General features: G+C 58.7%; 22 protein-coding genes and 1 riboswitch. Of the genes, 7 read left to right on the plus strand and 15 right to left on the minus strand.

The window, feature by feature from the left end; genetic code table 11:
• Positions 1 to 112: 112 nt before the first annotated feature.
• Positions 113 to 970, minus strand: a complete 858-nt coding sequence (locus PTZ19_RS11840; RefSeq protein ID WP_276354669.1) for a putative sporulation protein YtxC — start codon at positions 968 to 970, stop codon at positions 113 to 115.
• 125 nt (positions 971 to 1,095) lie between these two features.
• On the opposite strand from PTZ19_RS11840, the gene PTZ19_RS11845 reads away from it, so the two are divergent.
• Both PTZ19_RS11845 and PTZ19_RS11850 read left to right on the plus strand, forming a co-directional pair.
• Positions 1,096 to 2,229, plus strand: a complete 1,134-nt coding sequence (locus PTZ19_RS11845) for a GGDEF domain-containing protein (RefSeq protein WP_276354670.1) — start codon at positions 1,096 to 1,098, stop codon at positions 2,227 to 2,229.
• A gap of 172 nt (positions 2,230 to 2,401) precedes the next feature.
• Positions 2,402 to 3,079 carry a hypothetical protein gene (locus PTZ19_RS11850; protein ID WP_276354671.1) on the plus strand — a complete coding sequence of 226 codons (678 nt, stop codon included), beginning with the start codon at positions 2,402 to 2,404 and terminating at the stop codon, positions 3,077 to 3,079.
• A gap of 367 nt (positions 3,080 to 3,446) precedes the next feature.
• Here the strand turns inward: PTZ19_RS11850 and mqnC are convergent, their stop codons facing one another.
• From mqnC to metA, 4 genes are all read right to left on the minus strand, one after another.
• Positions 3,447 to 4,583, minus strand: a complete 1,137-nt coding sequence (gene mqnC / locus PTZ19_RS11855) for a cyclic dehypoxanthinyl futalosine synthase (protein ID WP_276354672.1) — start codon at positions 4,581 to 4,583, stop codon at positions 3,447 to 3,449.
• A 151-nt stretch (positions 4,584 to 4,734) separates the two neighbouring features.
• On the minus strand, positions 4,735 to 5,913 hold the full coding sequence (locus tag PTZ19_RS11860; protein ID WP_276354674.1) for a MalY/PatB family protein: 1,179 nt from the start codon (positions 5,911 to 5,913) through the stop codon (positions 4,735 to 4,737).
• Positions 5,910 to 7,076, minus strand: coding sequence for a PLP-dependent transferase (locus tag PTZ19_RS11865; protein ID WP_276354675.1), 1,167 nt, complete (start codon positions 7,074 to 7,076; stop codon positions 5,910 to 5,912). The genes PTZ19_RS11860 and PTZ19_RS11865 overlap by 4 nt, the downstream gene beginning before the upstream one ends.
• A gap of 16 nt (positions 7,077 to 7,092) precedes the next feature.
• Positions 7,093 to 8,028 (minus strand): homoserine O-acetyltransferase MetA, encoded by a 936-nt coding sequence (gene metA / locus PTZ19_RS11870; protein ID WP_276354676.1) that lies wholly within the window; start codon positions 8,026 to 8,028, stop codon positions 7,093 to 7,095.
• Positions 8,029 to 8,111: 83 nt separating this feature from the next.
• A riboswitch (SAM riboswitch) is annotated at positions 8,112 to 8,229 on the minus strand.
• Positions 8,230 to 8,690: 461 nt separating this feature from the next.
• Here metA and corA point away from each other — a divergent pair.
• On the plus strand, positions 8,691 to 9,626 hold the full coding sequence (gene corA / locus PTZ19_RS11875) for a magnesium/cobalt transporter CorA (RefSeq protein WP_276354678.1): 936 nt from the start codon (positions 8,691 to 8,693) through the stop codon (positions 9,624 to 9,626).
• An 84-nt stretch (positions 9,627 to 9,710) separates the two neighbouring features.
• Here the strand turns inward: corA and PTZ19_RS11880 are convergent, their stop codons facing one another.
• Entirely contained in the window at positions 9,711 to 10,715 is a 1,005-nt protein-coding gene (locus PTZ19_RS11880) for an HRDC domain-containing protein (RefSeq protein WP_276354680.1), read from the minus strand.
• Positions 10,716 to 10,977: 262 nt separating this feature from the next.
• On the opposite strand from PTZ19_RS11880, the gene PTZ19_RS11885 reads away from it, so the two are divergent.
• The 3 genes from PTZ19_RS11885 (at position 10,978) to PTZ19_RS11895 (ending at position 12,944) form a co-directional block, all read left to right on the plus strand.
• Complete coding sequence (locus tag PTZ19_RS11885; protein ID WP_276354682.1) at positions 10,978 to 11,274, plus strand: DUF3055 domain-containing protein; 297 nt, start codon at positions 10,978 to 10,980, stop codon at positions 11,272 to 11,274.
• 94 nt (positions 11,275 to 11,368) lie between these two features.
• Complete coding sequence (locus tag PTZ19_RS11890) at positions 11,369 to 11,641, plus strand: hypothetical protein (RefSeq protein WP_276354683.1); 273 nt, start codon at positions 11,369 to 11,371, stop codon at positions 11,639 to 11,641.
• 166 nt (positions 11,642 to 11,807) lie between these two features.
• Positions 11,808 to 12,944, plus strand: a complete 1,137-nt coding sequence (locus PTZ19_RS11895) for a serine hydrolase domain-containing protein (protein ID WP_276354684.1) — start codon at positions 11,808 to 11,810, stop codon at positions 12,942 to 12,944.
• A 53-nt stretch (positions 12,945 to 12,997) separates the two neighbouring features.
• Here the strand turns inward: PTZ19_RS11895 and PTZ19_RS11900 are convergent, their stop codons facing one another.
• A complete protein-coding gene (locus PTZ19_RS11900; RefSeq protein WP_276354686.1) occupies positions 12,998 to 13,855 on the minus strand; it encodes a nucleotidyltransferase domain-containing protein in 858 nt (285 codons plus the stop codon).
• 324 nt (positions 13,856 to 14,179) lie between these two features.
• On the opposite strand from PTZ19_RS11900, the gene PTZ19_RS11905 reads away from it, so the two are divergent.
• Positions 14,180 to 14,707, plus strand: a complete 528-nt coding sequence (locus tag PTZ19_RS11905; protein ID WP_276354687.1) for a polysaccharide deacetylase family protein — start codon at positions 14,180 to 14,182, stop codon at positions 14,705 to 14,707.
• Between the two features lie 97 nt (positions 14,708 to 14,804).
• Here PTZ19_RS11905 and PTZ19_RS11910 read toward each other — a convergent pair whose 3' ends face one another.
• From PTZ19_RS11910 to PTZ19_RS11945, 8 genes are all read right to left on the minus strand, one after another.
• Positions 14,805 to 15,707: a 5'-3' exonuclease gene (locus tag PTZ19_RS11910; protein ID WP_276354688.1), complete on the minus strand. Its 903-nt coding sequence runs from the start codon at positions 15,705 to 15,707 to the stop codon at positions 14,805 to 14,807.
• 72 nt (positions 15,708 to 15,779) lie between these two features.
• Positions 15,780 to 16,967 (minus strand): aminotransferase class I/II-fold pyridoxal phosphate-dependent enzyme, encoded by a 1,188-nt coding sequence (locus PTZ19_RS11915; protein ID WP_276354689.1) that lies wholly within the window; start codon positions 16,965 to 16,967, stop codon positions 15,780 to 15,782.
• Between the two features lie 24 nt (positions 16,968 to 16,991).
• The gene (locus tag PTZ19_RS11920; RefSeq protein WP_276354691.1) at positions 16,992 to 18,074 is read right to left on the minus strand and encodes a site-2 protease family protein; all 1,083 of its coding nucleotides are present in this window, start codon (positions 18,072 to 18,074) and stop codon (positions 16,992 to 16,994) included.
• 24 nt (positions 18,075 to 18,098) lie between these two features.
• Positions 18,099 to 18,461 (minus strand): arsenate reductase family protein, encoded by a 363-nt coding sequence (locus tag PTZ19_RS11925; RefSeq protein WP_276354693.1) that lies wholly within the window; start codon positions 18,459 to 18,461, stop codon positions 18,099 to 18,101.
• Positions 18,443 to 19,420, minus strand: a complete 978-nt coding sequence (locus tag PTZ19_RS11930) for an RluA family pseudouridine synthase (protein ID WP_276354695.1) — start codon at positions 19,418 to 19,420, stop codon at positions 18,443 to 18,445. The genes PTZ19_RS11925 and PTZ19_RS11930 overlap by 19 nt, the downstream gene beginning before the upstream one ends.
• On the minus strand, positions 19,417 to 20,004 hold the full coding sequence (locus tag PTZ19_RS11935) for a cob(I)yrinic acid a,c-diamide adenosyltransferase (protein WP_276354696.1): 588 nt from the start codon (positions 20,002 to 20,004) through the stop codon (positions 19,417 to 19,419). The genes PTZ19_RS11930 and PTZ19_RS11935 overlap by 4 nt, the downstream gene beginning before the upstream one ends.
• Before the next feature lie 100 nt (positions 20,005 to 20,104).
• Positions 20,105 to 20,674 carry a bifunctional adenosylcobinamide kinase/adenosylcobinamide-phosphate guanylyltransferase gene (locus PTZ19_RS11940; RefSeq protein ID WP_276354698.1) on the minus strand — a complete coding sequence of 190 codons (570 nt, stop codon included), beginning with the start codon at positions 20,672 to 20,674 and terminating at the stop codon, positions 20,105 to 20,107.
• Between the two features lie 245 nt (positions 20,675 to 20,919).
• Positions 20,920 to 21,195: an aspartyl-phosphate phosphatase Spo0E family protein gene (locus tag PTZ19_RS11945; RefSeq protein ID WP_276354700.1), complete on the minus strand. Its 276-nt coding sequence runs from the start codon at positions 21,193 to 21,195 to the stop codon at positions 20,920 to 20,922.
• Between the last annotated feature and the right edge of the window lie 16 nt (positions 21,196 to 21,211).

The following is a 21,211-nucleotide window of genomic DNA, read 5'->3' on the forward strand; positions in this document are numbered from 1 at the left end:
CTTTCTCGACGCTGTTGCTTATTTTCGGATGGCTGCGTAAAAGATATTCGAATTATAGCAACGCCGCCCGGTCCCGTCAAGAACCGCGGGCTGCCGGGCGGCGGAGCCGCGCTTACGGATGATGGGGATGCAAGGCGGCGCGGTCCCCGAAAATGCCGATCAGCGTACGGATGACCTGGGAATCGGGCTCCGGCGTGTGGATATGCAGCCGGCCCGGGGATACCGCGAGCAGCCGGCTGACCAGAATGCTTTCTTCCTCGTCCGTTTCGACGTCGTCCGCGGAAAGCCCGTCCCGCTCCAGCGGCCGCATGTCTTCGTCCAACAGGCGGAAGGCGTGTCCTCCGGCATGAAGCACGTGCACCGCGGGAATCCCGGTTTGCTGCCAATCGACCAACGATTTCAGCAGGGACATGAATTCTTCGTACTGTTGTTCCATCCGTTTTTCTTCCAGCGCGGTCTCGGCGGCTTCCAGCACCTCGGTCTCGTAATCCCCAAGGCGGAAACGGACGAAACCGTCCACGTGAAGCGCATCATGCCCGGCCAAGTACGCCGCGAAACGTTCGGTCAGCTTCCGAAGCCTGCGTTCCCTGCCCCGTCCGGACCAGGACGAATCCGCATCCGGCTCCCCGTCCAGCAGCAACACCGTCTCCGCGATCAGAAGATCGACTTCGATGGGGTCGTCCACCCCGTATTTCCGGCTAAAATAACGTTTGAGCATTTGCGGCTCATGCTCGGTCAGCGTAAACTCCGCCAGGACTCGTCCGACCCTTTCGCACGCCTTCTTCTTTGCCGCGGGACCCGGCCCAAGCGGAAATTGAAACCGGATAAACCCTTCTTCCCCCGCCAGCTCCCATTCCAACGCCTCGTTTCCGGCTTCCGGCCCCTCCATCGCCCGATTCAGCATGGCGGCCAGACGCTCGAGCGACCCGGGCCCGTGCCGGCGTTCCATCCGAAATTCCACCCGCTTCATCGCGCACTCCCCCGTTCTGAAGAGCTTGTTACCTAACTATATGGTGACCCAAATGGGGATATACGATGGGCGGGCGATTATGGTATATTTTATGAATAGCCAAGCACAGCCGAAGGGAAGGTCGTATGTCCTTACCACCCATGGAATTCAACCAAAAACGCTGGAACCGCTTGCTGCTCCAGGGTTATTGGGTGCTGTCCCTCGTGACGGTGGGAGTGGAGCTCCTGTACATGTACTTCGTCTCCAACGAGACGAAATCGGAATTCCTGTCCCGTTACGTTCTTCTTCCGACCCTCCTGACGACGGCTGTCGTGGGATCGGCGGAGCTCGCCATCCGGAAAATGCATGCGAAATCCCACGATTACATACTCATTACGGCATCCGCGCTTCTCGCTTTCATCGTGTCGGCCGTTCACGCCTCACTGAATTATTTGTTGTTCTTCCTGTTTTTCCCCATCATGATCAGTATCTTTTATTTCCAATACAAGAAGCTGGCTTACGCCATTGCCAACACGCTTGCCGCGCTGATCGTGCTTTACGTTTTCAATCCGGCCATCCATGACCGGATCAGTTTTGTCGGGTTGATTACGATGACCGTCCTGCTGGCGGTTTACAGCGTGATCGCGTTCGGCGTGCTGACCCGGGGCCGCGAGGCGCTTCAGCACCTGCGTTCCACCTACGAATCGAACCAGGAGCTTCTGGTGCGGACGATCATGATGGACAAGCTGGCCAAAACCGACGCCTTGACGAACACGTACAACCATATGGCCTACCATGAGTACGTAGAGAAGCTCGTGGAACAAGCGGACAACGGGCGGCTAAAGCTGCAGATCGCCGTGCTCGACATCGACAATTTCAAAAAAGTAAACGATACGTACGGACACCGGGCCGGGGATGCCGTCCTGCGCGAGGTGGCCGCGATCGCCCGAGCCCAAGTCGGACCGAACGATTTCGTAGCCCGGTACGGCGGCGAGGAGTTCGTGATTCTGTTTACGGAAATCGACGTGTCCCATGCTTATCAAATCGCGGAGGAAATCCGCGAAACGGTGTCGCAGACGACGCACGAGGCTTTGAACGGAATGGCGGTTACCGTCAGCATCGGCATCAACCGTTATAGGCCCGGCATGGGCAAGGAGCGGCTTTTCCAAGGAGCCGACGCCGCTTTGTACGAAGCGAAGAAGACCGGCAAAAACCGTACGGTTCTCGCCGAAGGCGTACCCGCCGGATTCGGGCAGGAAACCGCAAGCGCGATGTCGTAGGGCGGGTCAGCCGTTCGTGCATCCAACAGACACGCTCGAACCGATAGACAACCTTCACTGCATCTGCTAACGTTGAATGAAACGCTTAATTGCGCGTGAAGCACACGCCGTTTGCCTTTCTTAGGCAGGCGGCGTTATTGCTTTACCCGCGAAAATGGAGGGAGAATCGTTGATGTACGAAGAAGATTTCGATCGAATGTTAGAACGGCAAATCCGCACGGCGAAAGGGCAGCGGCTGGAGGCGCTTCGCCGGGACAAAACGGGTGAAAAGCTGCTGTATTGCGAGGTGTTAAGGCACGTACTCCCCTCCATGAATTGGATCTTGGAATACGAAATGTTGAGTTTGAACGGTGTCCGCATTTACCTGGATTTTTATTGTCCAGACTTTCGGTTGGCGCCGGAATGCGTAGGTTTTGTTCCCCACGCCCAAAACCTTACCCGAGACCGATTTGATTTCGAACAAACGCGGATCCAAACGATGGCTGTCCACGGAATCGTATATCTTCCGTTCAGTTGGGACCAACTCGATAAAAAGCCGGAAAAATGCCGCCGCGTTCTTTATGAATGGATGGGCAGACGCGCCTCGATCCCGGGTACCTCCTGGGAAGCATTGACCGTTTACGAAAGAGAAGTCATTCGTTATGGCCTATACATTGGCCGACCGTTCAAAATCAGAGAGGTGCAGGAATGCACGGGTTTAAAAGAGGATAAATGCAGGCAAATCCTTCGGAATCTGCTTGAAAAGAAAATGATAATACCTAAGGGGAAAGGAACGCTGCGTCATCATTCATATTTAGTTGAACCGAAAGCGAAGGAATTTATGTTTTGGCAGCCGGCTCGCTCGCTGTAACCCGACAATACCCGGTTACAGCTCAGTTGGCGCACCGTTTACTCGCTGTAACCCGACAAGACCCGGTTACAGAACCGCCGACGCACCGTTTACTCGCTGTAACCCGACAAAACCCGGCTACAGAGCCGCCGACGCACCGTTTACTCGCTGTAACCCGACAAGACCCGGTTACAGCTCAGTTGGCACACCGCTCACTCGCTGTAACCCGACAAAACCCGGCTACGTTGACGCACCGTTCACTCGCTGTAACCCGACAAAACCCGGTTACAGAGCGACCGCGCTGTATCGTGACCGTCGCACGGAATCCTATAACATCTCATAAACAATGAAAGGGCAGCCCCGCAATCGGAGCTGCCCCATGACGCTGTTAATTCTGCATGACGAAATCGCGCTCGGCGGTCTCGTTCTCGTGGTACACCTTCAGAATGTTGTACTTGGTGTCGCGCTGCGCGGGCGTTTTCCCGGCCTGCCGGATGATGTCGAGCGTCACGCCGATGTTCACTTTGTGCGTCGTGCCGGCGGCGGACACCACGTTCTCCTCGATCATCGTGCTTCCGAAGTCGTTGCAGCCGTACGAGAGCGACAGCTTGCCGACTTCCGGCCCCATCGTTACCCACGACGATTGGAAGTTGTCGACGTTGTCGATGGCGATCCGGCTGATCGCCAGCGTCTTCAAGTACTCTTCGGGCGTGGACTTCTCCCGTTTCAGGTTCGTGTTGTCCGGCTGGAACGTCCACGGAATGAACGCCAAGAAACCCGGGGAAGGATAACCGTTGCTCAGGCATTCGTCTTGCGCGTCCCGCACCCGAATCAGGTGCAGCGCGCGCTCCTCGTACGATTCGCCGAAGCCGATGACCATCGTGGCGGTCGTGTTCATGCCGATCTTATGGGCCGTCGTCATGACGTCCATCCAATCCCGCCACGAGCCTTTCAGCTTGCTGATTTTAGACCGCGTCCGGTCGTCCAGGATTTCCGCGCCGCCGCCCGGCAGCGAATCGAGCCCGGCTTCGTGCAGCTGCCGAACCACGTCTTCGAGCGGGATATTGCCGGCCACGACCTGCATTTTGCGGATTTCCGCGGGCGAGAAGGAGTGCATCGTGATGTCGGGAAACCGCTTCTTGATTTCCCGCAGCAGGTTCAAGTAATAATCGAACGGCAGGTTCGGGTTCGTGCCGCCTTGCATCAGGATTTCCGTTCCCCCGACGTCGATCGTCTCCTGGATTTTGCGGAATATCGTTTCGTCCGGAAGCACGTATCCTTCCTTGGATCCCGGCGGTCGGTAAAACGCGCAGAACCGGCAGTAAACGTCGCAAACGTTCGTATAGTTGATATTGCGTCCCACCACGAACGTGGTGATCGGCTCGGGGTGCTTCCGCATCATGATGCGGTTGGCGGCGTCGCCCATTTTCTCGATCTCGTCCGACTCGTACAAGGCCACGATATCTTCGACGCCTAGCCGTTTGCCTTGAAGCGCGCCCTCCAGTATCCGGTCGATATGGCTCATCTTGTGTACTCTCCTCTCCGGTCCAACCAAATGAACAGCAACAACATCTGTTTTCCCATCGTAACATAAATCGGAATGAAAATGTGAAAAAAAGCGCACGCTCGGTGCGCTTTCCCCCCGCTTGTTCGACCGAGGAGGCCAAACCCGCTCGTTAAGGCTTGCGGGCTCTGACCGCGGACGCGAACCGTTCCAGCGCTTCGGCAAGCAGCACTCTTGGGCAAGCGATATTGACCCGCAGCCACCCTTTGCCCGGTTCGCCATACGTGGAGCCTTCGTTGAAGGCGACGCCGGCCTCTTCGTACATCAGCTTTTTCAGTTCGGCGGGATCAGCGGAGATGTCCCGGCAATCCATCCAGACCAAGTAAGTCGCATCCGGCTTCATTACCCGGACTTCCGGAAGGCGCTCGGCCATAAAGCCGGTCAGGTAGTCCAGATTCCCCTGCAAGTAGTTTAGCAGCTGATCCAGCCATTCATCTCCGTAAGTATAGCTGCTGATGACGGACGATACGCCGAAATACGATTCCATGTGCAAGGAAAACTTCTTGAGCGCGTAATTGTAGCGGCGGCGCAGGTCATCGTTCGGGACGATGACGGACGAAGCCTGCAAGCCGGCCAAATTGAACGTTTTGCTGGCGGCGATGCAAGTGAACGAGTTTTGGGCGAACGATTCGCTGATCGAAGCGAACGGAGTATGCCGGCTTCCCCGGAACACGAGATCGTGATGGATTTCGTCGGCCACCACCAGCACGCCGTGGCGAAGGCAAATCTCCCCGATCCTCGCCAGCTCGTCCCGCGTCCAGACGCGGCCTCCCGGGTTATGCGGGGAGCAGAGCAGCATCAGCTTGGCGCCGTCCGCCGCTTGCCGCTCCAGCAGGTCGAAATCGATCTCGTACCGGTTGTTGTTCAGGATCAGCGGATTTTCCACGAGCGTGCAATCGTTCATCCGAATGACGTCGTAGAACGGATAGTAAACGGGGGATTGCAGGATCACTTTGTCTCCCGGCTTCGTGAAAGCATGCACGACCAAGCTTAGCGCCGCGACGACGCCCGGGCTGGACGTGATCCATTCGTGCCGGATGTCCCAGCCGTGACGGCGCATCAGCCAGCCGCTTACCGCGTCGTAATATTCCTGCGGCCGAATGGTGTAGCCGTATACGCCAAGCTCCGCCCGCTGGACAATGGCGTCCACGACTTCCTTCGGCGGATGGAAATCCATGTCTGCGACCCATAGCGGCAGCACGTCCGCCCGGCCGAACAGCTTCTCCGACTGGTCCCATTTATAGGAATACGTACCGGTCCGGGGCGCGGCATGATCGAAATCGTATTTCATCGCGAACCGCCTCCGATCTCCCGTTCGGCCGCTTGAATCGCCTGATCCAAGTCGGCGATCAGATCGTCGACGTGCTCGATCCCGACCGAGAAACGCAACAGCCGGTCGTCGACGCCGACCGCGCGGCGGATTTCCTCCGGGATGTCCGCGTGCGTCTGCACGGCCGGATACGTCATGAGCGATTCCACGCCGCCGAGGCTTTCGGCGAACGCGATGAGCCGGATATGCCGCAGGATCGGTTCGATCGTGCGGGCATCCTTCATTTTAAAAGAGAAGATCCCGGTGTCTCCGGAGCATTGCCGCTTCTGGACATCATGGCCGGGATGATGAGGCAGCCCCGGGTGATAGACTTCCGCGACGGCCGGATGCTCTTTCAGCCACGCCGCGATGCGCAGCGCGTTGTCGCGGTGGCGCTCCATCCGCAGCGCCAGCGTCTTCATTCCCCGCATCAGCAGCCAACTGTCCTGCGGTCCGAGCACCGCGCCGATCGAATTGTGCAGGAACGCGATTTCCTTGGACAGTTCCTCGCCTTTCGTGACGATGAGTCCGGCCAGCACGTCGTTATGGCCCCCCAAGTATTTGGTGGCGCTGTGGATGACGATGTCGGCCCCTTGCTCGAGCGGGCGTTGGAAGTACGGGGTCATCAGCGTATTGTCGACGATGACCAGGTATCCTTTGGCTTTGGCCCAAGCGGAAATTTTCTCCACGTCGGTCACCATCATGAGCGGGTTGGTCGGCGTCTCGATCAGCACCGCTTTCGTGTTCGGCCGGCTGCTCGATTCCAACGCGTCGAGGTCGTTCGTATCGACGTATGAAGCCGTCACGCCGAACCGGCTCATGATCTTCTCCAGCAAGCGGAACGTTCCGCCGTACAGATCCAGAGAGACGAGCAGATGGTCGCCTTGCGCGAACAGGGCGAAGATCGTCTGAAGCGCCGCCATGCCCGTGCTGCAGGCAAATCCGGCATCCCCGCTTTCGAGTTCGGCAGCCGCCGATTCGAGAACGGATCTCGTGGGGCTTTTCGTACGGGCATAATCGAATCCCGTGCTTTGGCCCAGCCGGGGGTGCCGGAAGGCCGTCGCGTGGTAGACGGGGAAGCTGACGCCTCCCGTTGCCGGGTCTTCCAGCGATCCGATCTGCGCCAATCGACTTTCCATTTTCATGTGGGTAATGCCTCCTCTAAAATTTCACGGCTTGCTTCTGCGCTTTGCCGAGCTCGTACGGCGTGGCCTGGTAAACGTAGTAGTTGAGCCAGTTGGAGAACAGCAGGTTGGCATGGGCCCGCCAAGTGGACACGGGCAGGCGGGAAGGGTCGTTGTTCGGATAATAGTTTTTCGGAACGTCGATCCGCAGTCCTTTGGCTTTATCGCGGTCATACTCCCACTTGAGCGTGTGCGGATCGTACTCGGAATGGCCCGTCACGAAAATCTGCTTGCCTTCGCCGGCCGCGGCGATATAAACCCCCGCCTCTTCCGACTCCGACAGGATCTCGAGCGCCGGCACCTTCGCGATGTCCTCCCGGCGAACCTCCGTATGCCGCGATTGGGGCACGTAGAACATTTCGTCGAAGCCCCTCAGCAGCTTCGTATTCGGCTTGGTGACCGTGTGGGGGAACACGCCGAACAGCTTCTCCGCGAGCGGATATTTGGGAATCCCGTAATGGTGGAACAGTCCGGCCTGGGCGCCCCAACAAATATGCAGGGTGGACGTTACGTTGTCCACGGTCCAGTCCATGATGGATTTCAGCTCTTCCCAGTAGTTCACTTCCTCGAACTCCATCTGTTCCACGGGCGCTCCGGTGATGATCATTCCGTCGAACTGATCGCCCGAAATATCGTCGAACGTCTTGTAGAAAGTTTCCAAATGTTCGGCGGACGTGTTTTTGGACGTGTGCGTTTTGGGGTGGATCAGCACCGCTTCCACCTGAAGCGGCGTATTCCCGATCAGGCGCAGCAGCTGCGTCTCCGTCGTTTCCTTGGTCGGCATCAAGTTCAGTATGACGATGCGCAGCGGCCGGATATCCTGATGGTAGGCCACGCTTTCGTCCATCACGAAAATATTTTCCCCGGCCAGCACTTCCTTGGCGGGCAAGTTGTCGGGCACTTTGATCGGCATCCCGGATCCCTCCTGACGTAAAGTCAAAACGAAAAACGACCCCGATGATTCAGGGTCGTTGAATAAATGCCTTCAGCGAGCCCCTCTCATCTGCCAGTCGCGCTGATCGCGCGCCTGCAAGAATTAGCACCGTGCGCCGCCTAAGCGACGCTGGTTGCCGGGCTTCATCGGGCTAGTCCCTCCGCCTGCTCTTGATAAGATGGCTAACTCATTCAGTTGTCGTTAGACCTAAATGTACCCGAAAACCGCAACCCCGTCAAGCGGTCGGACCGGAAAACGGAACGCCAATCCGGCCCCCAAATCGGGGAACCTTCCGCCTGTTCCCGCTATATGATAATACAATCGGAAGATGTCGGATTTTATCCTTGATCGCCGGCGCTTCCGGGCTTATACTTATCACGTCGCCGAGCGCCGATGCGCCGGAAAAACGGGAATTGCGAAGGGGGGAGCCGGACATGGAAGGAGATCATCCGAGGCCGACGCGCCGTCAGAAGATCGTATTCGCGGGATGGTGTTCCCGTGGCGGGATATCGCTTCGTTCCGGCTTGCCCATCGCCGGATAAGCCGTTGTCTTGCGCCGCCGATGGAAACCGTCCTGCATCAAGACGCGAAAGCGCCCCCGCGGCCGAAACGGCCGGGGTCTGCGTAAAGGAGAGGGTTCCATGAAAATCCGGCTGGTGCATAACGGCGTTTTTACTTTAATCGATGACGTGCAAGAAGCGCTGACGCCTCCCAAAGAAGGCTTTTATTGGATCGACGCCGACGTCGACGATCTGGAGGTCCTGCAGCCGCTGTTCGGCTTGCACGATCTGGCGGTCGAAGACTGCCTGACGGAAGAAGAACAGCGTCCTAAGCTGGAAATCTACGAGGGCCACTATTTCCTCGTGATCAACAGCATCCGCTTCGACGACGAGGAGATTTATCTTCGGGCACTGAACATTTTCCTCGGCCGCCATTATCTCATCACCGTGACGCGCACGAAGATCCATGAGCTCCGCAATATCAAGCCCGTCCTGCTGGAGCAGGAAGTCGATCGGGCGGACCGTTTCCTGTACCATCTGGTCGACCTCGTCGTCGACAATTACTTCGTCGTCGCGGACCGGATCGAGAACCGGATCGAAACGCTCGAGGAAGACATCCTCATGCATACGAAGAAAGCCCACCTGAACGAAATCATCGGCCTCCGAAGCGAAATCCTGTGGCTGAAGAAAGTGCTGGGCCCGCAGCGCGACGTGATCGCGACCCTGAACAAGAAAGATCTGCGGCTGATCGACGACCAACTGCAAAAATATTTCGGCGACATCCACGAGAACGCCGTCAAAATATCCGAGACGTTCGAGACTTACCGCGACCTGATGGGCAACTTGCGCGAAGCCTACCAGTCCAGCGTGGCCAACCGGGCGAACGAAATCATGCGCGTGTTCACGGCGCTGACGACGATATTCATGCCCCTTACTTTCATTACCGGAGTATATGGGATGAATTTCGACTATATTCCGGGCATGCACGACAAAAACGGCTCCATCGTGCTGCTGGCGCTTATGGTCGTGCTTGGCTTCGGCATGTTTTATTACTTCCGGAAGAAGGATTGGCTCTGATTCTTCCCGTTGTTCGGAAAAGGCGGTCCCCGAAGGTCGTCCGGACCTTCGGGGGCCGCTTTGCTATGTTTCCGCGCCGGGACGTCAACCGGCCTGCGACTCCGCCTCCCGCTCGCGGCGGAAGCGGATCCGCATCATCCGCAGCTTCTCGTAGTGCCGCTCCAGATCCGACGGGTCGGACACCGTCTCCCCGTATATTTTGCGAAGCAGCGGCTTCAAGTACCGATCGCCCAGCTGCACCATGGCTTCCGAAGCCAGCGTCCATTCCTCCGGCGGAACTTCCGCGAGCTCCTGCTCGATGATCGGCCACACGTCGTAACCTTCCTCGTCCAGGCGTTCGATCCGCTCCACGAGTTTTCTCCGTTCGATCTGCAGCTGCTGCTCCAGGTCCGCGAGGGTTTTGCCTTCCCGGATGGCAGACAGCAGCGCGCGTTTATCCCGCACGGAAGACAACGCCCGGCCGTATTTCTCCTCTTTCAGGCGGAACATCCACTCGGAGAACCGGTCGGGATTGACCGCTTGGGCTACCCAATCGAGCGGGAACGCATGGGTGCGGGGGACGTTGCGGAGCAATGCGAAAATTTCCGCCCCGTACCGCTCCGTCTTCAGCTTTCCGAAGCCGGGAATCTGGGCGATCTCCGACACGGATTGCGGCACGTACACGGCCAGCATATGCAGCTCCCGGTTCGTCGCCACCAGATAGGCCGACCGTTTCTCCTCCGAAGCCTTGGCCCTTCTCCATTGCTTCAAAGCGGCCATCAGCTCCGGATTCTCCGGCTGCAGCTCGGCGTAGCACTGAATGAGCAGCGGCAGCGAAGGCTCCCGCTCCCAAATCGGCGTGTCCAGCATGCCGTCGATGAGCGGACGGTAGCCTTCCTTCATCTTACCGGCGGCGCCATGGCGGAACGCGGCCAGCAGCTCCTCCCAGCTGACGCCTTCGTACCAGATTTCTTCCCCGGCATCCGCCTCGCCGCCGGCAGCCCGCCAGCCAGCCGTCCATGTTCCCTGATATTCCCCGATGAACACTTGTCCCCGGCTTTCCGCGCTTCCTTCCACCCGATCCAGCCGATTCAAAAACACGATTTGCACGACGCTTCCTCCTTCGCCCGCGGGGCGGGCCGATAATGGCGTTCCGCCGTCCCCGCCGCCCCGCAAAGCGCAAAAAAGCACCTCCCGCGCGCACGGCGGATGAGGTGCTTCCTCTTCCCAACAGTCTGGAACGATTCCAGAATAGCAAAGAAACGGGAGTTTGACAAGTATTGGATACCTCCTCTTTTTCCGATTGGGATTGCCGCCGCGAATGGCGTATAATGAAAACTTAGCAAACGATCCACGACGGAGGACTCATCCCATGCAGCTGAAAGATTTCGATTTCCTGTCCGACAGCACCGAGCAAACATCCACGCGCTTCGTCACGTTCATCAGTCCGAAGATGCACCGCTTCGACCTCGCGATTTTGACCACCAACCGTTTCTACGGCAAAAAGATCGTGATCGACATGCAATCCGGACGTTCCGGGGTCTTGGGGCCCGACGATCTGGAGGAAGAAGGCGTACTGGAAAATGTCTTCCGGATCAGCGAGGAACAGGCGCAAGAGCTGGCCCAATTCCTCGTGCTCGTACTCGGGGCCGTGCACTTCACGGACTGAACCGGACGTCCGCCCGATCCTTCGCGCCGTATAAAATCGGAGCCGCCGGCCGAAGCTATTCGGAAATTCCACCTGCCAGAGGGAGGTTATCCGAATGCCCCGCTTCCTGCCCGAGAAAAAGCAGCCGGACCACGATCTGGCGACCGTATTGTCCCAGCGCAACGACCTGACCGCCGAAGAGTTCCCGGAAGGGCCGTACGGCTCCCCTTCTCTGGTGGAGTCATTGGGAAAGAGCACCCCGTGGCGGGACGACCAGCGTTCCCAGAACGCGTACCGTTACGAGAACCGGGAATTCCATGCCGGTCTGGACCGCGCGTTCCCCGGCGATTACGACATCCACGACGAAGCGCCGGACGAGAACACCTGAAAGGTTCGAACCATCAAGCCATCCGTGCCGCGTTTTCGGCCGCGCGGATGGCTTTTTCGCCTGGCGAAAACGCGCTAACCGCTTCCGACAGCCTCTTGATCCTATTGCCATGAAAGCGTCTTCGTTCCATAATGGGAATGCGACTCCATTTAAAGGACGTGGATTCATGGACTTCAGACCGTTATCCGATTTCATTGACCGAATCACGGACCGGCGCATCCCTTGGGCCGAGGTGCTGGTCATGCACCGCAATGAAACGGCGTTCCGGTACCGCAGCGGTTATGCAGACCTGGAACGCGGAATCCCGATCGACGACCGGGCGATTTTCCACCTCTATTCGATGACGAAAATCTTGACGTGCACCGCGGCGCTGCAACTGGTGGAGAAAGGCGCGATGCTGCTTGGAGACCCGCTTTCGGCCTATTTGCCCGAATACGCCGAAATGACGGTCCGCAAGACGCTTCCGGATGGCAGCGTCGAGTTGGAAAAAGCGGATCGGCCGATCGCGGTGCGCAACCTGTTTACGATGACGGCCGGCTTCTCCTACGATCTCGGAGCCCCATCCATCCGGGAAGCCGCGAAACGCACGAACGGCAAATTGCCGACGCGGGAGTTCGCGGCCGCGCTCGCGAAAGAGCCTTTGCTTTTCGAGCCGGGAACGCGGTGGAATTACAGCCTGTGCCATGACGTGCTGGCCGCGCTGGTCGAAGCCGTGGACGGGAGACGATTCGGAGATTACGTTCGGGAGGAGATCACCGGCCCGCTCGGGATGCGCGACACCGGCTTCGATCTCACGGAGGAGCAGCAGGGCCGATTCGTGCCGCAGTACGGATATCATGACGCGATGGGCAAACCCGTACGTCAGGACGGAAACGGGTTCCGGATCGGCACGGAGTTCGAGAGCGGCGGCGCGGGACTGATGTCCACCGTGAGCGACTTCGCCTTGTTCCTGAACGCGCTGTCGAATCGGGGAACGAGTCCGGACGGCGTGCGCATCCTATCTCGGGCAGCCGTCGATTTGATGCGGACGGACCATCTGACAGACCGAACGCGCGGCGATTACAATTGGGAGCATCATGCCGGTTACGGCTACGGGTTGGGGGTCAGAACCCATATTTCCAAGGCGGGAAGCGGATCGCTCAGTCCGATCGGCGAATTCGGCTGGGCCGGCGCGGCCGGATGTCTGGCGATCATCGATCCGGAATCGCAGCTCACCGTCATGTATGCGCAGCATATGCTGAACAGCCAGGAGCCCTACGTCCATCCGCGGCTGCGGAATCTCGTATACGCTTGTTTGTCGTAGCAGTAAAAAAACGGCGACCCTCCTCGTTTCACTTATAACAGGAGGGTCGCTATTTATCCTTCGTTTAACAGATCTTTATTTTTCACCAGATCTTCTATCTCACGAATCAGATCGCGCAACATGTTGAAAGCCTTCTCCAGACCGGTTGGATCTTCTGTGACCAAGGTCAATATGTCGTTTATTCTATCGGAGTATTTGCTTGGGACCATGTGAAATGAATCGGCGATGGCGGAAGCTCCTTTTTCGTTCATCCAGAAGGTTTCGTTAAGCGCAAACAAAACCTGGTTCAAACAAGAAACGGATCTAAACCAGCATCCGGCAATGTAAGACAAATCTTTTTTATAGATCCCTTTTTTTCCAATCTCAAGAGAGAAATTGGCTTCCCATAAAAATTTTGAGATGATTGCTCTTTGCATGACGTGCGGGTACGGATTCGTTCTGGACTTCAATTCTCCAACGAAACCTGACGGATCCCAAAGCACCTTGCACAACGCTATTTCAGCTAAATACACGGCATTGATAAATCCGTGAGGATGCCCCGGCTGATAGTCGATCGTGATGTCCCCCCTCATGCATTGATCCATTACTTTTGACACTTTATCAAGATCGCGGTACAAAAAATCGACCGGTATTTGATTCACTTTAAGCCAACCACCGCCATTTATCCATGGTCCCCAGCCGCCTATTTCTGTGATTAAGTTGTCTCTATTATCGTCATCCAACATGGAGGCTTCCCGACGAAGCTGGGCAATGTCTAAACCGCTGTTGGCGTTATAATAAATTCCGATGTCAATATCGGAGTTGGGATTGTGAGTCCCCCTGGCTCTTGAACCGCCTAGAACCAAAGCATGCACACCATCGACTTGCTTAAGTCGATTCATCATTTTTGAGATCATCGTTTGCACATCCATACTTCTCACTCCGTTCCGAATACGACCTCTTTTTTAATGAATATCGTTTTCCATACTCTCAGGTCAAGGCTTCCCGCGTTTTTCATCAAAAACAAACGTTCTGGGAAAACTGCAGCTATGAAAAAAGCGATGATCATGCTATTGGGGTGTCTGTGTTGCATTTCCGGTTGGCATGCCGGGGCAAGCCAAGCCCAACGCCCGGAGGCGCCGGCCCTTCCGATCCTTCTTTATCATTCGATTGCGGAAGACTCGGATGAATTGGCGGTGTCTCCTTCCCGTTTCGAGGAGCAAATGCGGTATCTTCGGGACAGGGGATATCATCCGTTGAAATTCGCCGATCTTGAAGGTTGGGAGGAAGGCCGTCTTCCGCCGAAACCGGTTGTCGTTACGATGGATGACGGATACGAAAACCAGTATACGGCAGCCTTCCCCATTCTGCGGCGGACGGGGATGAAAGCGACGATCTTTGCCGTTACGGGAAACATCGGCAAGACGGATCGTCTCGCTTGGGGGCAGCTGCAGGAGATGGAAGCGTCCGGACTCGTGGATGCGCAGTCCCACACGGTCACCCATCCGGACCTGACCAAACTTAACCCGTCGGAAAAAGCACAAGAGCTGAAGGAGTCCCGCAACGCCATCTACCGGCATCTCGGCCATCGGCCGATTGCTTTCGCGTATCCCTATGGCCAATACGATCAAGCATCCATCGAGGCGGTGAGACTGGCAGGTTACCGGTATGCGGTTACGGGCGAGCCGGGGTATGCCGAACGGAGTCAGGGCCTTCTGGCGCTTCACCGGATTCTGATCATGAACAAAACGGAAATGGAGGAATTTCGTTCTTTATTTCCGTAAAGGCGGCATTTTTTAAAATACCGACGGTATCAATGGACATGAAAGAAGATGACCCGATAGGAGTCATCTTCTTTCAGCGCAGCTTTTTACGTCAAGCTTACACCGCGAAAGGATCCGCGTCCGCCTCGGCGTGGCTTTCCAGCAGCTTGAGCAGCCCGCCGAACTCCAGTTCCTCGAATTTGCGGGCGGCCGAATCCATGCGGAGGCGCAGGCGGCACTCCGACAGCTCGCACGACACCGGGGCGTCCAACCGGATCCGCGCCAAATCCCGGGACAAATGCAGCATGTCGAGATTCGCTTCGATTTTCGAACGGACGCCTTTCGGAAGCTGCTCCAGGTTTTCCAGCACGCCTTCGATGGACCGGTAATCGACGAGCAGCTTGACCGCCGTTTTCTCGCCGATCCCTTTGACGCCGGGGTAATTGTCGCTCGTATCTCCCATGAAGCCTTTCAAATCGATGATCTGCGCGGGCGTCAGCTGCCGTTCCTCCATGAGGAAGTCAGGGTCGTATACCGCGTAATTCAACTTGCCTTTCTTCATGATCACGACCTTGACGTTCTCGCTCACCAGCTGCAGCATGTCGTGATCGCCGGTCAAAATATAGACGTCGGCTTCCGAACTCAGCCTTCCGGCCAGCGTGCCGATGCAGTCGTCCGCCTCGTATCCGACCACGCCGACGTTCCGGATGCCCATGTCTTCGACCACTTCCTTCACGAGGTCGAATTGGGGGATCAGCTCATCCGGCGGGTCGCCGCGGTTGCCCTTGTAATCCGCGAACTGTTCCGTGCGGAACGTCTTGCTGCCCATGTCCCAGCAGCACACGACGTGCGTGGGGCGGAACGTTTTGACCGCATCGAATAAATATTGAATGAAGCCGTACACCGCGTTGGTCGGAAGACCCGCGCGGGTTTTGCGGATAAAGCCCGAATACGACGTCGCGTAAAACGCCCGGAACAACAGGGCCATGCCGTCGACAAGCATCACTTTGCTGCGGTCCATGCCACCCGACCTTTCTGATCCAATCGGCGAATCTTTCAGACTATCGTCCATTATATCATAAGGTTCGTAGATTCATGGACGCGATTGCGGCAGCCAAGCGGCGATCCGCTCGGCCGCCTCTTGCAGCCGCGCCTCGGATTCGACGATCGCCAGGCGCACGTGCCCTTCCCCGCGGTCACCGAAGGCGCTGCCGGGAACGCTGGCCACGCCGGCCCCTTCCAGCATGGCTTGGGAGAACGCGCGCGACGTCCAGCCCTCCGGTACCGGTGCCCACAGGAACATCGTCGCTTTCGGCACCGGCACGTGCCAGCCGGCTTGGCGCAGGCCCGCGACCAACACGTCCCGCCGCTTCCGGTAGACCTCCGCCACCGGCTCTAGAGCGCCGGCCATATCCAACTCCAGCGCCTTGATGCCGGCCTCTTGGACCGCGAGGAAGACGCCGAAGTCGATATTGTCCTTCAAAGCGCGCAGCGACGCCAGCGCTTCCCGGCTGCCGACGGCGAATCCGAGCCGGGCGCCGGCCAGGTTGTACGTCTTGGACAGCGAATGGAACTCGACCGCCGTCTCTTTCGCGCCCGGCACCTGCAGCACGCTCGGCGGGCGGAAGCCGTCGAACGCCATTTCGCTGTATGCGTTGTCGTACACGAGCAGCACGCCGCGCCGCCGGGCCTCCCGCACCGCCCGCTCCAGGAAGGCGAGATCGGCCACCGCCGAGAGCGGATTGCTCGGATAGTTCAAAATCATGAATTTCACGCGCGCCCAGACGGCGTCCGGAATCGCATCGAAGTCCGGCAGAAAGCCGTTCTCTTCCGTAAGCGGCAGCGGAATCGCCTCGACTCCTCCCACGGCCAATCCCGCGCCGTAGACCGGATAGCCGGGATCCGGCAGCAACGCGGCATCTCCCGGGTTCGCGAAGGCCAGCGCCAGATGCCCCAACCCGTCCTGCGTGCCCATAAGCGACAATACTTCCCGCTCCGGGTCGAGCTCGACGCCGAAACGATACCCGTACCAACGCGCGACCGTTTCCCGGAACCGCTTCGTCCCTTCGGTGCCCGGATAACGGTACAGGTCTTCCCGCATCGCCGCAGCCGCCAAGGCTTCCCGAACCGGAAGCGCGGGCGGGCGGTCCGGACTGCCGATGTCCAGCGCGATCACGTCCGTCCCGCCGTTTCTCGCCTTCTCCTTCCAAGCCGCCACTTCCGCGAATATCGCCGAACCGAGCCGATCCAGCCGATCCGCTCTCCATTTCGTATGCTCCATTTTGCTAAAACTCCTTTTTCCCGCTCACGCCGCCGGAATCAATCCCGCAACGTCGATATGCCAAGTCATGTATAGCAGCACCGCAACCAGTCCGCCGTACAGGATCCCCATGCGGATTCTGGCAAGCAGAGGCACCTCGTAATAATGCTCGGATCGATAGAGACGTCCTTCCGTCCGAACCTTGAACGAGACTTCCCCGTTTTCGTCCGGCGGCTGCACTTTCGTCAGCATCACCCGGTCGATCGTGCAGCTCTGGGACAGTTCGAGCTCCCCCCGAAACGACAACGGCTCCCACCAGAATTCCACGATGTGCGTCCCGTCCAGCCTGCAGTAGGCGGTAAACGGCAGTTCCCTCTGATGGGCTTCGCCCGCCCAATACCAGGACGGCATCGCCGGATCGGCCGCGGCCCGGTACTCGCCCACGACTTCGTACGATTCTCCCTTGCCGCGGTCTCTGATGAACCGTTTATACATTTCCCACAGAAACATCAGCCAAATGACGAAAAAGAGGAAACTCCCGATGTTCCACAGGATAAACGGTCCCGCGATTACGCCGACCAGCCACAGCCAGCGGCTTACCGCGCCGACGACGCGGCCGCCGTCCAGCGGGTGGATGGGCAGCAGGTTGATGAGGTTTAGGAAAAATCCGATATAAGCAAGCGCGAACCAAATCTCCTGACCGCTCCACCATCCGGCCGCGTAACAGGCGAAGGCGCCCGCGGTTCCGAGCAGCGGGCCGCCGATCCCGAGCTTCGCTTCGGTCAACGCGTCCTTGGGGTGCCGTTTCATCGTGATCAAAGCGCCCACGAAAGGGATGAACATCGGCGCGCTGACCGGAACGCCCGCCCGGCGCGCCGCCCACACGTGCCCCATTTCGTGAACGAACAGGAGCAGGACGAACCCCACCGCGAACGTCCACGGGTAGACGATCGCGTAGACGCCGATGCTCACCAGCATCGTAATTAATGGTTTGCCGATTTTCAGGAGCAGCAGCAACAACGTTTTGAATTTGCTGAGCAGGACCAAAAGCCCGGCTCCCGCCGCCCAAGTCCCGCTGCCCCGGGCCTTCCGGTTTTTGTTCGGAATGTTCCGCTCCAGCTCCGACACGGCCGTACCTCCTTGGGGGATTGGTTACCAGTTCTCCTCGTACAGTTCTTCTTTGAAGCCGACCGTCACCTTGCGTCCGTCCGTGACGACCGGGCGTTTGATCAATTTCCCGTTCCCGGCCATCAACCGGATTTTTTCTTCCTCCGTCATCCGCGGGAGCCTGTCTTTCAGCCCCAGCTCCCGGTAAGCGTCCCCCGAAACGTTGAACCATTTCTGGATCGGCAGGCCGCTGAGCGGGATCCACTCCGCCAACTGTTCCGGAGACGGAGCCTCTTCCCACAGGTTATGCAGCTCCAGCTCGTACCCGCGGTTCTGCAGCCATTTGACCGCGCTGCGGCAGGTGCCGCAGACGGGGTAATGATAGACCGTCAAAGTTCTTGTTGCCATGCTTGCAGAACTCCTTCCAAATCTCGCAAATCCCGCGGCAATTCCGCCGTCAGTTCCATTGCCGCGCCGGTTACGGGGTGACGGAACACCAACTGCCGGGCGTGCAAGGCTTGCCGCGCGATGACGTTCTTCAGCCGAGCGGCCAAATCCGGCGGGGTCCGCGACTCGTCCGTATAGTAGTCGTCTCCGATCAAGGGACACCCGACGTGCAGCATATGCACCCGGATTTGATGCGTACGTCCGGTGCCGAGCCGGATATCGAGCGCCGAAGCCCCGCAGGGATAAGCGGCCGCGACGGAGTAATACGTCAGCGACGGCGCGCCGTCCGTCCGCACGACCCTCCGATGGGGATCGTCCGACGCGCGGCCGATCGGCGCGTCCACTTCTCCGCGGTTCTTCGGCGGACGGCCGTATACGTAGGCGCGGTAATGCTTCTCAACGCCGCCTTCGGCCATCTGCTCCGCCAGTTGCTGGTGCGCGTACGCGTGTTTGGCGACGACGACCAGGCCGGACGTGTGCTCGTCCAGCCGGTGGACCGGATGGAAGCGGCACGTCTCGCCTCGCTCCCGCCAATAAAACACGATTCCGTTCGCCAGGGTGCCCATGTAATGTCCGGTCGTCGGATGGACGATTTGCCCGGCCGGTTTGTTCACGACGAGCAGATGGTCGTCTTCGAACACGATGGACAAATCCATCGGCTGAGGCAGGATCTCGGCCGAAACCTCCCGCTCGATGCGGAGTTCGATCCGATCGCCTGCCGCGACCGGCTGGTTCGTCCATGCGCGGCGCCCGTTCACCGTGATTCCTTCCTCGGTGGATTTCAGCTTCACCAGCAGCCGCCGGGACACCCCGAGCCGGCGCTGGAGCACGTCGCGGAGCGGCTTGCCGTCATCGGCGGCTTCCGCCGTCCACACCAGCGGATCGTAATAGCGGCTTGCGCCTCCGGTTCCCGTCGTCACGCTTCCGGCCTCCGCCGGAACACCTCGGCGCCGCGTTCGTATTCGACGTCGGCCGCCCCGAGCCTGGCATTGGCCGCCCGCGCGGCCGCGAAGAAGAAATCCGACAGCCGGTTCAAATACCGGCCCACCTCCGCCGGGCACGGAGCGGCCGCCGCCAAAGAAGTGACTCGCCGCTCCGCGCGGCGGCAAACCGTCCGGCAGACGTGCAGGAGGGCGGCGGGCTCGCTGCCTCCGGGCAAGATAAAGCGCCGGAGCGGCGGAGACGCCGCCTCGTACTCGTCGATCCAGCGCTCCAGCCTTTCCGTCATGTCGGGCGAAACCTTCATTTTCTCCGGTTCGGGCGTTGCATAGGACAAGTCGGAGCCGCAGTCGAACAGCTCGTGCTGGATCCGGGTCAGGCGATCGGCGAAACCGCCCCACTTCCCGGCATCCTGCGCCGCCGCCCAAGCGGCGGCCTGGCCGACGAACGCGTTCAGTTCGTCGATCGTTCCGTAAGCCTCGACCCGCGGATCGTCCTTCGCCACGCGTCCCCCTCCGATGACGGAGGTCCGTCCTTCATCCCCGGTGCGGGTATAGAGTTTCATGGTTGTTCCTCCTATAATCGGGAGTTTGACGGAGTCAAACTCTCTCTGCTTGGGGAGTTTGACGGAGTCAAACTCTCTCTGCTTGGGGAGTTTGACGGAGTCAGACTCTCCGGCCTTTCAATTCGGAAGCGAAGCCGGCCGTCAGCCGGTATACGGCGTGGCTCTCCCCGGCCAGACGCCGGACGGCCTCCGCCAGCTCCCCGGCATAACGCCGTTCCCAAGGGTCGTCCGCCAAGCCGGCGTACGGTTCCTCGCTCACGACGATTCGTTTGCCTTGATAAGCCAAAATCGCTTGCACGACTCTTCGCAAGGGCGTATCGTCCCCATCTCCGGGCGTCCCCGGCCGTGCGCCTGCGATGCGGTCGCGCCGCAGCGCCGCGCGCAGCCACCCGGACAAGCTGTCGACGACCAACACCCGGCGATCCGCGCGGAATAGATTCGATTCAAGATTGATTCGGGTAATGACGGCGTCCAGCGTTTCGTCGGCCGTCCATTCTTTCCAGACGAAGCCGGTTGGGCCGGGTTCCGCTTCGGTTCGCGGCGGAGGACTCCCCTCTCCCGGAAACGCCGGACAGGACAAGCGGATCGCTTCTCTCCCGAGCGACTGCGCCCATTGCGCGGCATAAGCCGATTTTCCGCTACCGACGCCCCCAAGGATCAACAGCAGCATCCCCCGTCCCTCCTCCGACCCGACTATCACCACTATAGCATATCGCCCGCGCCTTCATAAATTAGAAACCCTTGAAGACCCGGATAGCAGACCGTTTGGTGAAGGGAGAATTCCGTTCGGAGATGAGGAGCGGGACGAAAGCGGTTGTCCGTTCGCAAACCGGCATTCGGAGGAAAAGCCGGTAATGGAATGGAAACGCGGCGGCGGAGGCGGTACAAGAATAAAAAAAAGCCCGGTGATCGAATTCACCGAGCTTTCATATGTTTGACTTTCCATTGCATCATATATTCGTTGATTTTGACATCCAGTTGGCGGCTGATCAGGATGACCGGGTCCGCCGTGAACGACGCTTCCCTGAGAAACGTTTCGGCCATTCTTTGCCGGAGATCGTCGATATCGTCGGTCAACCGCGCTCCGGGCTTCGGCCGTGCAAGCTTGTCGTCCATCCGATGGGGATTGAAGACGGCATGGGCATCGGACTGGAGAGCCGGGGCATTCTCGCAACGTTCTGCCGCGTCCATGTTCTCTCTCCCTTCT

The sequence above is a fragment of the Cohnella caldifontis genome (genome assembly GCF_029360585.1).
In the GTDB taxonomy this organism is placed as follows: Bacteria; Bacillota; Bacilli; order Paenibacillales; family Paenibacillaceae; genus Cohnella; species Cohnella caldifontis.